At 46.4% G+C, this 12,317-nt stretch carries 10 protein-coding genes; 3 read left to right on the top strand and 7 right to left on the bottom strand.

Annotation, left to right across the window (positions count from 1 at the left end; genetic code table 11):
* Window positions 1–12: 12 nt before the first annotated feature.
* The 7 genes from BBC0122_RS10295 to BBC0122_RS10265 form a co-directional block, all read right to left on the bottom strand.
* Window positions 13–900, bottom strand: a complete 888-nt coding sequence (locus BBC0122_RS10295; protein WP_225868194.1) for an ABC transporter substrate-binding protein — start codon at window positions 898–900, stop codon at window positions 13–15.
* Between the two features lie 144 nt (window positions 901–1,044).
* Entirely contained in the window at window positions 1,045–1,995 is a 951-nt protein-coding gene (locus tag BBC0122_RS10290) for an ABC transporter substrate-binding protein (protein ID WP_077993568.1), read from the bottom strand.
* A gap of 49 nt (window positions 1,996–2,044) precedes the next feature.
* Complete coding sequence (locus tag BBC0122_RS13345; RefSeq protein WP_077993567.1) at window positions 2,045–3,904, bottom strand: amino acid ABC transporter permease/ATP-binding protein; 1,860 nt, start codon at window positions 3,902–3,904, stop codon at window positions 2,045–2,047.
* 12 nt (window positions 3,905–3,916) lie between these two features.
* The gene (locus BBC0122_RS10280) at window positions 3,917–4,489 is read right to left on the bottom strand and encodes a GNAT family N-acetyltransferase (RefSeq protein WP_188318040.1); all 573 of its coding nucleotides are present in this window, start codon (window positions 4,487–4,489) and stop codon (window positions 3,917–3,919) included.
* Between the two features lie 14 nt (window positions 4,490–4,503).
* Window positions 4,504–5,118, bottom strand: a complete 615-nt coding sequence (gene msuE / locus BBC0122_RS10275; protein ID WP_077993566.1) for an FMN reductase — start codon at window positions 5,116–5,118, stop codon at window positions 4,504–4,506.
* Between the two features lie 17 nt (window positions 5,119–5,135).
* The gene (locus BBC0122_RS10270; RefSeq protein WP_077993565.1) at window positions 5,136–6,467 is read right to left on the bottom strand and encodes an LLM class flavin-dependent oxidoreductase; all 1,332 of its coding nucleotides are present in this window, start codon (window positions 6,465–6,467) and stop codon (window positions 5,136–5,138) included.
* A 21-nt stretch (window positions 6,468–6,488) separates the two neighbouring features.
* The gene (locus BBC0122_RS10265) at window positions 6,489–7,493 is read right to left on the bottom strand and encodes an MsnO8 family LLM class oxidoreductase (RefSeq protein ID WP_077993564.1); all 1,005 of its coding nucleotides are present in this window, start codon (window positions 7,491–7,493) and stop codon (window positions 6,489–6,491) included.
* Between the two features lie 232 nt (window positions 7,494–7,725).
* On the opposite strand from BBC0122_RS10265, the gene BBC0122_RS10260 reads away from it, so the two are divergent.
* The 3 genes from BBC0122_RS10260 (at window position 7,726) to ltnD (ending at window position 12,317) form a co-directional block, all read left to right on the top strand.
* Window positions 7,726–8,070 (top strand): DUF3088 domain-containing protein, encoded by a 345-nt coding sequence (locus BBC0122_RS10260; RefSeq protein WP_077993563.1) that lies wholly within the window; start codon window positions 7,726–7,728, stop codon window positions 8,068–8,070.
* Between the two features lie 936 nt (window positions 8,071–9,006).
* A complete protein-coding gene (locus BBC0122_RS10250; RefSeq protein WP_077993560.1) occupies window positions 9,007–9,780 on the top strand; it encodes an acetoin reductase in 774 nt (257 codons plus the stop codon).
* A gap of 1,637 nt (window positions 9,781–11,417) precedes the next feature.
* A complete protein-coding gene (gene ltnD, locus BBC0122_RS10245) occupies window positions 11,418–12,317 on the top strand; it encodes an L-threonate dehydrogenase (protein ID WP_077993558.1) in 900 nt (299 codons plus the stop codon).

Raw genomic sequence — 12,317 nt, 5'->3', positions numbered from 1 at the left:
AATAATGCTCCGCTATTCTTCTGCCATGCCTTCGGGATTGTTTTCTGAAACGTTGAGTGCTTCATCTTCCAGATGCCATCTGGCGAGAATTTTTTCATAAGCACCCGACTTTATAAGACCATTGATTGCAATGGTAACAGGTTCTGCAAGGCCGCTTGATTTTCTTGTCACAACCGAAACGTCGGAACGATCAGGCCAACCGGCAATAAGTGTTCCGACTTTGCGCAAATTGTTGTCGCGCAATGCAAAATAGACCAATTGCGCATGCGGGCCGACAATGACATCTGCCCGCCCTGACTGGAGAGCAAGCAGTTTTGCAGCACTATCATCATAGTCCTGAAGCACGATCGGCTTCAGCTTTTCATGAGTAACAATATCATTCCAGCGTAACATGATACGCTCCTGATTGGTACCGCCACTTACAATAACCCGATACCCGGCGAGATCTTCCGGCTTTTCAATTTTTTTGATCGGACTATCACTTTTTACATAAAAGCCGTGAATGCCTTGCCGGTAAGTCGAGAAATCGAACTTTTTTTTGCGCGCTTCGGTCACACCGATATTGGCAAGAACGGCATCATATTTTCCCGATGACAGGCCAAGTGACCAATCAATCCACGGTATGGCTACGAGTTCGAGCTGTTTTCCAAGACTTTCAGCTATTGCCGAAGCAAAATCGACTTCCGAGCCGATGGGCGTTTTTGCGTCGCTAGCATAAAATGATAGAGGCGGGTCACTCGGAGCAACAGCAATTGTCAATTTATCTTTATTGGCAAATTGATAATCTTGCGGAATGGCCTTGATTGCATCTTCATTTTTTTCGACGTGAATACGGCCGTCCTGTTCGGTAGAGGTGTCGAAAAAGGGCATCTGGTCAAGCCCCCATACAGTCATCGTCATTCTGAACAGGATAACGATAACCAATAATGGCAATATAATTTTCGATTTCTTCATTATAGTCATCATGCCGGCATTTGAATGTCGGATTTACCGATAATTTCTGGGGCTATCGGTAAATCCGGGATTGAGGTTTGAATGTTGGTTTTACTGTGCTTTGGGCTTGGGCAAGCCCGGAGGATTGATTTGCGATTGCGAAATCGCTTCTTCCCACAAATTCCAACGTTTCAGGATTTTTTCATATGTCCCGTCGGCGATCATATCATTGATGGAATCCGACACCGGTTTGGCGAGCGGGCTGTTCTTCTGTAAGCCCACAGCAATATCAGCGGTTAATGGCCAGCCGCCATTGATAGTGCCAACCAGCCTTGTTTTTCCGGTTGTGGCAGAAATATAGGACTGTATAGCATTAACGCTGAAAATTGCATCGGCACGGTCACTGTCGAGAGCCAGTGTTTGCAAGGGACGGTCATCATAATATTGAACTTCAACCGGTTTTAAACCGGCTTTTACATTCATATCGTTCCATTGCAAAAGCAGTTTTTCCTGATTTGTACCGGCATCGGTAATCACCCGCAAACCGGCAATATCTTTTGCTTCTTTGACTTCTTTTATGGGGCTCGATTTCTTGACATAGATACCGATAATATCATGACGATAAGTGGCAAAATCGAATTTTTCTTTTCGCTCTTCGGTAACTGTCAAATTGGCGATGACAGCGTCATATTTGCCGCTCGATAGACCCAATGGCCAATCGGCCCAGACAATTTCTATCAATTCCAGTTTTTTGCCCATGCGTTCGGCAAGTGCAGAAGCCAGATCTACATCCAGTCCGATCGGAGTTTTTGCGTCGCTTGCATAATCATGCAAGGGCAAACTGCTATTGGTATTGATTGCGATGGTCAATGTATCTTTTTTGACAAAAGGAATATTGGCAACTTCATCAATACGTTGCTGGCTGGCCGCTATATGCGGGCGACCAGGCTGTTCGGGTGAAAAATCGAGCGGTACTGTTTCAGACCGGGAGAGCTGTGAATAGGCGATGCCAATGACGACAAGCGTTACCTTGGCAAAGGTGTTTTTACTAAAGAAACTCATCAAGAAACCTCTCGGTGTTGGGCAAATAGCCTCATCTGGAAATGTTGGATTATTTGAAAACCTTGTTCAGAAAAGCTTTGGTTCTCTGTTGTTTTGTGTGGTTGAAGACCTCTTCGGGACTTCCTGTTTCAACTATTTTTCCGCTTTCCATGAATACGATCGTATCAGCGACCTCGCGGGCAAACCCGATTTCGTGGGTGACGACGATAAGTGTCGAACCGGTACGGGCCAATTCCTTGATGACATCAAGAACCTCTCCGACAAGTTCCGGATCAAGGGCAGAAGTCGGTTCATCAAAAAGCAGAACTTTGGGGCGCAGCGCCAATGCACGGGCAATGGCGACACGTTGTTGTTGCCCACCGGAAAGCTGGCGGGGATAAACATTGGCTTTGTCTTTCAAGCCGACACGCGACAATAAATCGAGTGCGTCTTCAACGGCTTTTTTATGGGGAAGTTTTTTAACCTGAATCGGGGCTTCGATAATGTTTTCGAGAACAGTCAAATGCGGAAACAAATTGAAATTCTGGAACACCATGGCAATATCGGCGCGTTGTTTCAGAATGTCTTTTTCTTTCAGTTCATAAAGCGTATTTGCTTCTCTGCGATAGCCGATCAATTCGCCGTCGACATCAATAAAGCCGCTATCGACGCGTTCAAGGTGGTTGATTGTTCTAAGCAACGTCGATTTACCTGAACCGGAAGGTCCAAGAATAACAGTTACACTACCTGCCGGCACTGTAAGACTGACATTGTCCAACACTTTGTTGGAGCCGAAATATTTCGACACATTGTGAACATTGACTTCGGCACCATCACCCGAATAAAGATTGCCGAAACCCTGATGTTGGCACTCGTCAAGTGAAAAGGCCTCGCCTTCCGCCAATGCCTCGACTTCATCCTTGAAGGTCAATTTATCGTTCGGCTCTGCGGTTGACGGCGTTTTGAAAAATGACAAATGTCCGGCAAGATTGCGCACACGGCGGCCAATTCGCGAGAAAGCCAGTTCCGAAGGGTTGCGTACCGCGCCTTTTGCATAAATGCTTTCAATATAATATTGGGCGATCGAAAGCACTGTCATAATGACAAGATACCAGACGGTTGCAACCATCAAGAGTGGTATGACTTCGAGATTGCGCCGATAGATAACCTGAACAGTGTAAAATAATTCCGGCAGTGCCAAAACGTAAACCATAGAGGTTCCTTTGGCCAAACCGATAATTTCGTTAAAACCGGTTGGTAAAATCGTGCGCATGGCTTGCGGCAAGACAATGCGCAAGACTTGACGCTTTTTCGATAAGCCGAGCGAAGCGGCGGCTTCATGCTGGCCGTTATCGACAGACAAAATGCCGCCGCGAACGATTTCGGCAAAAAACGCCGATTGGTTGAGTGTCAATCCGATAAAAGCGGCAAGAAAAGGCGTCAACAAAGATACCATCGGGTAATTGACGAGTATTTCGCCATTCAACGGATTGGTGAGGCGGATGCTCTCATAAAGATAGCCCAGATTGTTGAGAATGAGCAAAAGCACAATGAGCGGTACGGAGCGGAGTAACCAGATATAGCTCCATGACAGGCCGGAAAGCAGTGGCGATTTTGAAACACGTGCCAACGCCAGACATGTTCCGAGTAACGAACCGGATATGGTCGCAAGAATGGTCAGCAAAATCGTGCGTCCAAGACCGGCAAGAACCGGTTCGGATAAAAACCATGTCGCGAAAACCGACCATCCCCATTTTTCATTCGTAAGAACCGAATATAGAATGGCTCCGATCACAAGAACAGAAAAGACCGTGCCGAACATTCGTAGCGGGTAACGTGCGGGAACAACTTTGCAATCCGAATATTGTTTTTCTTCAAAGTTGAAATTGGCAGATAGATCGGGGGTGTGAATATCTGTTGTTGATGACATGGTTGCTCCTTTTCAAAGGCTGGTTGGCGACAATGCGCTTTGCGCTTTGACAGGTGAGAAGGAACGCAGCCGGTTATCGCGTTCATTATTGTTTTCGGGGCGTTTATCACTAATGTCTTTTTCAAACGGCAAATGCCGATAGGCTTCCCAGTCGCCGTTCAAATCGAATAGATTGGTATAACCGTTTTTCAAATAGAGATTGACAGCTTCCGGCTGGCGGAAACCGGTTGTGAGATAAAGCCGGCGGTAGCCTTGCTGGTGCGCTTGTAATTCAAGTTTTTCAAGAATAAGTGCGGCAAGCCCTTGACGGCGATAACCGTTATCAATCCAGATACGCTTGAGCTCGGCGGTCGTCTCGTTGTAAAATTTGAAAGCGCCGCCACCAATAGTTGTTTCACCATCAATCAATAACAGGAAATTTCCTTTTGGCGGGGCAAAATCTTCGGCCGGATAGCGGTCAAGCTCGGCTTTTGCGCCTTCCTCATCATAAAAACTACCATAACGGCTGTCATATTCTTCTATCAACGCGGCACGCAGCCGCGCTGATCGAGGGTCTTTCAAACTGGTAAAGACAAAATGTTTCATCGGCGTCTCCTGACTCACGAATTGACCGCAAAGGGCAAAACATCATGCGTCCCGCGTGCCCGTTGGACAGTTGTTTTTTGTTCGGAACTGTGCGCTGTCTCCGCTTTGATGAAGGGGATGAATTGGTCTACCGCTTTATCAATGCGGGCGATCAGATCTGGCGATTGTATTTCATTATCCTGCCCGAAATCGCGTGCAGCGGCATAAATTGCTGTTGGCAGACTATGCGCCATGAAGAAACCGAAAAGCGGACGCAATTGATGTTCGACCATCAATGCGTGTCGGTCACCGCCGCCGGTTGCAGAAAGCAGCACAGGTTTTCCATAAAGTCGTTCAGGCTCGATGAGATCAATGAAATGTTTGAACAATCCCGGATAACTTCCTTTATAGACGGGACTGCCGATAATAAGCGCATCTGCCGATGTCAGTTCTTCGATAATCCGTTGGCCATTCGGTTCGAGTTTATCGGCACGCTGGGCAAGTCCCAGCGTGGTTCCGACATCGAGAAGATCATAGCTCACAACCTCTATGCCGAATTTTTTGGCCACCTTTTTGCCGATATGATTGACAAGAGCGGTGGTTTTTGAAGGCCGATTGAAACTGCCGGATAAAGCGATCACTTTGCTCATTTTTTGTCCTTTCGATTTCAAGCAGCAACAATTTGCTCATTTTCTGCGTAACGGTTCGAGGGAATGGCAAGGCCAAGATTTTCACGCAATGTGTTGTGATGGAGCTTGCGATCAAAATAGCCACGTTCTTCAAGGCGAGGCAGGATTTCGGAAGAAAAGTCGTCAAAGCCTTGGCCGCTCACCTGCATGGTGAGAATAAAGCCGTCGGCTGCACCGTTATCGAACCATTCGATGATACGGTTTGTGACGTCGTCATAGCTGCCGATAAAATCGCCATGTTGTGTGGTTTCATTCAATGCCACTTCACGCAAAGTCAGGCCTTGTTCACGAGCTTCCTGTTTGATGCGGTCGCTTGTCGAGCGGAAACTGTTTTTGCCGATGTCACCGATTTCGGGGAAGGGCTTGTCAAGGTCATATTGGGTAAAATCATGATGGTCGAAATAACGGCCAAGATAGGCAAGCGCGTCCTCGATATTGACGAGATTGCGAATAACCCTGAACTTTTCTTCCGCTTCTTCTTTGGTGCGGCCGACAATCGGATTGATGCCGGGTAAAATCTTCACATCATTGAGCGAGCGACCATGTGCAACCGCTCCGTCCTTGACGCGCTTGGCATAGTTTTTTGCCCCTTCAATATCTTTGATATGGGTAAAGACCGCTTCGGCATATTTGGAAGCGAAATGAATGCCGGAGTCGGATGCACCAGCCTGGAAAATGACCGGTTCGCCCTGACGGGAACGCTGGATATTGAGCGGCCCTTCAACCGAGAAAAACTTGCCGTGATGGTTGACGCGGTGCATTTTTTTCGGGTCGAAAAACTGGCCGGTTTCGCGGTTGCGAATAAACGCATCTTCTTCCCATGAAGACCATAATCCTTTCACCACGTCGATATATTCGCTGGCGATTTCATAACGCAATGTATGATCGGGATGGGGGCGGCCATAATTTTTGGCGGTTCCTTCAAGCGGGGTTGTCACAATATTCCATGCAGCCCGCCCGCCACTTAAAAGGTCAAGCGAGGCAAATTGGCGTGCAACCGTGAACGGGTCGCTGTAAGAGGTTGAAACTGTGCCACCAAGACCGATTTTCGAGGTATGCGCCGCAAGAAACGATAGCAGAGTGAGCGGTTCGAAACGGTTCAGAAAATGCGGAATTGATTTTTCGTTGATATAAAGCCCGTCGGCAACAAAAACGAAGGCTAGCCCTTCGGCTTCGGCGCGTTTTGCAAGATTGACATTGTAAGCAATGTTGACACTTGCATCTGTCGGAACAGAAGGGTGGCGCCATGAATTCATATGGCCGCCTGCACCATGAAGCATGAGACCGAAATTGATTTTGTTATGCGTCATCTTAAATCTCCTCGATAAGGTTCAGGCGGCAATTTTTTCTTGCTCGAAGGCAAGTGCGCCAATTGCATCAATACGTTCTTCAACACTGGTTGCAGGCAGTTCGAGCATAAATTCTCCGATACCGAATTGGTGATGAAGGATTTGAAGCTCTTTGTTGACTGTTGCTGCCGTACCGGCAATAATTTGTGTGCGATGTTGTTCGATCGTGTAATCGGAACGACCGGAAAGACGACCGAAATCTTCTGCTGCTTCCAAAGTGGTCAGCGAAAAAGTTTTGCCATCGGAAAAATGGATTTTGTAAATCGAAATTTCATTGGCGCGCTCTTTTGCACGTTTGTCGGATTTGTCAATAATGGCTGCAAGTGCCAATTGCGGCACACCGCCCGATGTTGCACGCCGATAGGCGGAAACTGTATTCTTCAGTTTTTCTTCGCTTCCGTTCAGATGTCCGGCATAGCTGAACTGCCAGCCGAGACGTGCTGCCAATTTCGCACTCTCGACACTTGCGCCAAGCAGGAAAGTACTTGCGCGAACTTCCGGTTTGGGTGTTGCTGCCAATCCTGCAAAACGGCCTTCCTTTATTTCTTCGCCGCCCAGAAGCTTATCGAGAAGTTCCAGCTTTTCTTCAAAGCCGATGCGTTTTTCATCCGAAAATTCGGCTTGCAGTGCTGCTGTTGTATGCGGCAAACCGCCCGGTGTTTTGCCGATTCCGAGGTCAACACGTCCCGGTTCGATAGCCGAAAGCACATTGAATATTTCTGCTATTTTGTAGGGGCTATAATGCTGTAACATGACCCCGCCCGAACCGATACGGATTTTGCTTGTTGCTGCCAACAGATAGGCAACCAGTATTTCAGGCGCACTCGATGCAAATTCTTTTGAGTGATGATGTTCGGCAACCCAGAACCGGCGAAAACCGGCTTTTTCTGCTGCACGTGCTGTTTCTACTGCGTTTTTCAAGGCTTGACCCGCATTGCGGTTGATTTCAAGCGGGCATTTATCCAAAAGGCTCAAGTCATAAACCATTATCTATTCTCCTGCCGGTTAACGGTTTTTATGTCCTTTCCCTCCGGACACCGTTTCGTGTTTTATAATCGGCGGAGATTGTGTATTTTGATAGCCCATCCATTCTATAGATTCGGATATTCTTGAAAAACATTTCTTGCTTTTGTCGATTATTTAAATTCCGATGGTAATGAAACGACAAGTTAAAGTCGTATAAGTCGAAGAACCGAAATTTTTCTCATGCGAGGTAATTATGACCAAAGATATTCTGTTTTTATTGCCAAAATCGTTTACTGACGCGAACCACCCCGATAAATTGTTTTATTGTCCGCATTGCCTGCCGATCGAAGGGGCACTTGCTTCTTTTAAAGACCAGCTCCACGATCTCGATGTGCGTCATGAAGAATTTCCACGTCCGCGCCAAAATGTTATTGCCCTTGCGGGGGAAGACAACCAGTCATTGCCACTTCTCGTTTTAGGCAAAGGGCGTACAACCAGCCATAAGACCGGTGAATATAACGGTCGTCAGCTTGTTGCCGGTTCTGCGCCGATATTGGCAGCATTGGCGGAACTTTATGGTATTCCTGTGAGCCATTAGAATAGACGCGGTTTTTAAGTGGCAAACAGGCGGAAAACAGGCGGCAAACAGATTGCAATATTTGAAAATTCGCCTGTTTATCCAACCCGCAACGTTAAAACTCACAATATTTGCGATATGATAACGACAGCTATCCGATCATAATGTCAAAAGATCATAATGGTAAAAGTGGCAATTTTCATTTCGTCGATTGCCGCTTTTTCCCGAAAAACATACCGGTTAAATTCTATCAGCAATAATGAACAGAACTTGTCGCGGCGAGCTTCTTCCCATTCCTGTCAATCAAATCACAGTTTCCCGCCTTGTGCCGGTCAAACGGCCAAGAAACAACTGTTAAAGAACAATGGCGTTAAAGAACAATGGCGTTAAAGAACAATGGCGTTTTTTTGCCGCTTGTCGGGATAAAACTTGCCTGCCAAATGATTTTCCAAAAAAGTGATGTAGTTGTCCATTTACCGAATATATCAGGAATTATGAATGGCCGGAATCTATTCAAACGGACGCAATATGGCGGTTACGACAGACTCCTGATTTTAGCCTTGGACTTCCGGTAATTCCGATAAACATGCGTCAGATCAAAAACGGTGTTCGGGTGGTGACAAAACAATCAGCCGGACAGTTAAAAAAATAACAAAGGGGAAAAGAAAACGACATTCACTACTTTGCTTCAGACGAAGTTTATGATATGTATTTGGTGTTTTCGTTTTTTAACGAATATTATTCTAACATATCAATGAACTTGCAGTCTTACTTCATGAGCAAGCAAATTTTTTTATTGAGTAAAAACTATTTTCATCTGAAATATTGGTTTTTTTTACCGCCTTATTTTTGCCTCTTGTTTTGTTTCATTATGGACATTAACTGCAATTATGGACATTGATCCGAATTGTGGACATTAACCCGAAAAGACACTTCTATTGAAAAGGGAGAACTTTCATGACCAATAAAGTTGCTGTAGTCACAGGTTCCGGACAGGGAATTGGCCGCGCTATTGCTTTGCATCTGGCAAAAGACGGTTTCAATATCGGTCTTGTCGACGTTAAAAAAGACAAGATTGCTGCTGTTGCCAAGGAAATCGAAGCTTTGGGGCAAAAAGCCACCACAATCACCGGTGATATTTCTGTACGTGAAGAAGTCTATGGTGCGATCGAACAGGCCGAAAAAGACCTCGGCGGTTTTGATGTGATGGTCAACAATGCCGGTATTGCACAGGTCAATGCTTTGGCCGATGTAACGCCTGAAGAAGTCGAGAAAATTTTCAAGATCAATGTTCAAGGCGCATTGTGGGGTATTCAGGCAGCGGCCAAGAAATTCATTGCCAGAAAGCAAAAAGGCAAGATTGTCAGTGCTTGTTCTATCGCCGGACAGGAAGGTTATGCAATGCTCGGCATTTATTCGGCAACAAAGTTTGCAGTACGCGCTTTGACACAGGCTGCCGCCAAGGAATATGCTTCCCAAGGGATTACAGTCAATGCCTATTGCCCGGGTGTTGTGGGAACAGATATGTGGGTGGAAATCGACAAACGCTTCCATGAAACCACAGGTGCACCGCTTGGTGAAACCTATAAGAAATTTGTCGGCGGTATTGCGCTTGGCCGCGCAGAAACACCTGATGATGTGGCAAATCTCGTTTCGTTCCTTGCAAGTCCTGCTTCCGATTACATAACCGGCCAATCCATTTTGACCGATGGCGGTATGGTTTATCGTTGATAAGCTTGTCAACAATTCAAACGTGTGAAAAAGCCGGCAATTTTGTCGGCTTTTTTATCGGATTGGTTTGTTATTCAAATAGCGGCAAGGCTGGAAACAATAATCCGGAAAACATGTATTTTTCGACTATGTTATTTTATGAAATTTTTTATGAGTTGAAGTGACGCTTTTGTTTGACCAATTTTGGATGGTTGATTTGCGATAGGTTAAATGATCGGAATTGGCCGTGAATTTATGGAAAGCCGGACAAAAGACGAATATGAAAACCCGTTCAACCGGATTGCTTTTTCACAGAAAATCATTGGAACAAAACGGTAAAGTGGCTCTTGTTCTTTGCTGACATCCTCACGTACTTCGACTTTGATGATAGCGTTATAGTTGATAGCTTTACAGCTTTACCGCCCTTATATCATTTTCTTCACGTGTCATATTTTTCACATGTCATTTTCTTTGCATGACATTTTCGTCGCATGACAATTTCTTTTGGCGGTCAAACCAAAGATCCATATGTGAAATTACCCCTATTTAAAATCGCCATGGTGACCATGGAAACGCAGCGATAGTGCCGTGAGGCAGATTGCGATAGCGCTTTGCGGCAGTCGCTTGAACACTTTCTGGAGTGTTGCGCTGGTGCTTTTCGGCTCACCGCGAAAGTGTATCACGGCGTGCCGGAAGTGCAGCGTGCGGGAGGTGGTGACAGTGTGTCGCAACATGCTGTGATAGTGCCTTGGGCAATTGCTGGAATCGCGTTCAGGAATGCTATGTTAGTGCTTTACGGCGGACAGCGAAAATGCGTCATGGCTTGCCGGAAGTGCAGCGTGCGGCAAGTGGTGACAGTGTGTCGCAACATACTGTGATAGTGCCTTGGGCAATTGCTGGAATTGCATTCAGGAATGCTATGTTAGTGCTTTGCGGCAGACAGCGAAAATGCGTCATGGCGTGCCGGAAGTGCAGCGTGCGGCAAGTAGTGACAGTGTGTCGCAACATGCTGTGATAGTGCCTTGGGCAATTGCTGGAATCGCATTCAGGAATGCTATGTTAGTGCTTTACGGTGGACAGCGAAAATGCGTGATGGCGTGCCGGAAGTGCAGCGTGCGGCAAGTGGTGACAGTGTGTCGCAACATACTGTGATAGTGCCTTGGGCAATTGCTGGAATTGCATTCAGGAATGCTATGTTAGTGCTTTACGGCGGACAGCGAAAATGCGTCATGGCGTGCCGGAAGTGCAGCGTGCGGGAGGGGGTGTCAGTACATCATAACACACTGCGATAGTGCCTTGGGCAATTGCTGGAATCGCATTCAGGAATGCTATGTTAGTGCTTTGCGGCGGACAGCCAAAATGCATCGGGGCTTGGCGGATCGGCTGCTTATGACAGGCGCAAAATCGCATCGGGTTTTGGCTCCGGAAATATATTTCCCGAACATTTCCACGTTCATGTCAAAGCCCTTTTACCCCCCAAAAAATTCCCGCTTCTACGTCACTTCATAACAAACTCTCTATACATATTGCCCGTTTACTATCAAAAAATAACATAAAATAACATTAATTTATCATTTATTTGTTATTTTTTGTTAAAATATGTTGAAAAATGTTTTTTTACTGTTTAGTTTGCGGTTAGATGGAAAAGGGAGGCAGTGATGCCGGAAAAATATAGTGTCTGTGTTGTAGGGCTTGGATCAATGGGGATGGGGGTTGCACGTTCCTGTATCAAGGCAGGCCTTGTCACCTATGGTGTTGACCTTGATTCGGCAAAATGTCGTGAACTTGTCGAAGCCGGTGCAGCAGGTGCAGGTGCAGGCTGCGAGCAAGCTGGCGAACTTGACGCATTGGTTCTTCTGGTTGTCAATGCCAAGCAATGTAAAGCGGTTTTGTTTGGCGAAAACGGTTTGGCTGATCGTTTGAAACCCGGTGCAGTGGTTATGGTTTCTTCCACGATTTCGGCAAATGACGCGAAAGAAATAGCCGGTAAGCTTGAACAAAAGAAGCTTAATGTTCTGGATGCTCCGGTTTCCGGCGGTGCAGTCAAAGCAAATGCGGGCGATATAACCGTTATGGCAGCAGGAAAAATTGAAGCTTTTGACAGGCTTGCCCCCGTTCTGGATGCTGTTGCCGGCAAAGTTTATAATATTGGCGAAGAAATCGGGCTGGGTTCGACAGTCAAGATTATTCACCAATTATTGGCCGGTGTTCATATTGCCGCCGGTGCTGAAGCAATGGCGCTTGCTGCCCGTGCCAATATTCCTCTTGATGTCATGTATGATGTGGTCACCCATGCAGCCGGAAATAGCTGGATGTTTGAAAATCGCATGAAGCATGTGGTTGACGGTGATTATTCACCAAAATCGGCTGTTGATATTTTTGTCAAAGATCTTGGGCTCGTTAATCAAACCGGTCTGGCTTTGAATTTTCCTCTCCCGCTTGCGGCCACTGCCTATACGATGTTTGCCAATGCTTCAAATGCCGGTTTTGGCAAGCTTGATGACTCGGCCGTTATCAAAACATTTTCAGGCATAAAATTGCCGGGTCAGGATGCTTGA

Source organism: Ditibartonella choladocola (assembly GCF_002007565.1).
GTDB classification, from domain to species: Bacteria; Pseudomonadota; Alphaproteobacteria; order Rhizobiales; family Rhizobiaceae; genus Bartonella; species Bartonella choladocola.
This window is presented reverse-complemented; position numbering and strand designations above follow the sequence as displayed.

Excerpts from the sequence above, each read along its gene's own strand:
- BBC0122_RS10250 (WP_077993560.1), top strand. The coding sequence starts at position 9,007 with ATGACCAATAAAGTTGCTGTAGTCACAGGTTCCGGACAGGGAATTGGC.
- ltnD (WP_077993558.1), top strand. The coding sequence starts at position 11,418 with ATGCCGGAAAAATATAGTGTCTGTGTTGTAGGGCTTGGATCAATGGGG.
- BBC0122_RS10295 (WP_225868194.1), bottom strand. The coding sequence starts at position 900 with ATGACGATGACTGTATGGGGGCTTGACCAGATGCCCTTTTTCGACACC.
- BBC0122_RS10290 (WP_077993568.1), bottom strand. The coding sequence starts at position 1,995 with ATGAGTTTCTTTAGTAAAAACACCTTTGCCAAGGTAACGCTTGTCGTC.
- BBC0122_RS10260 (WP_077993563.1), top strand. The coding sequence starts at position 7,726 with ATGACCAAAGATATTCTGTTTTTATTGCCAAAATCGTTTACTGACGCG.
- BBC0122_RS10280 (WP_188318040.1), bottom strand. The coding sequence starts at position 4,489 with ATGAAACATTTTGTCTTTACCAGTTTGAAAGACCCTCGATCAGCGCGG.
- BBC0122_RS10270 (WP_077993565.1), bottom strand. The coding sequence starts at position 6,467 with ATGACGCATAACAAAATCAATTTCGGTCTCATGCTTCATGGTGCAGGC.
- BBC0122_RS10265 (WP_077993564.1), bottom strand. The coding sequence starts at position 7,493 with ATGGTTTATGACTTGAGCCTTTTGGATAAATGCCCGCTTGAAATCAAC.
- BBC0122_RS13345 (WP_077993567.1), bottom strand. The coding sequence starts at position 3,904 with ATGTCATCAACAACAGATATTCACACCCCCGATCTATCTGCCAATTTC.
- msuE (WP_077993566.1), bottom strand. The coding sequence starts at position 5,118 with ATGAGCAAAGTGATCGCTTTATCCGGCAGTTTCAATCGGCCTTCAAAA.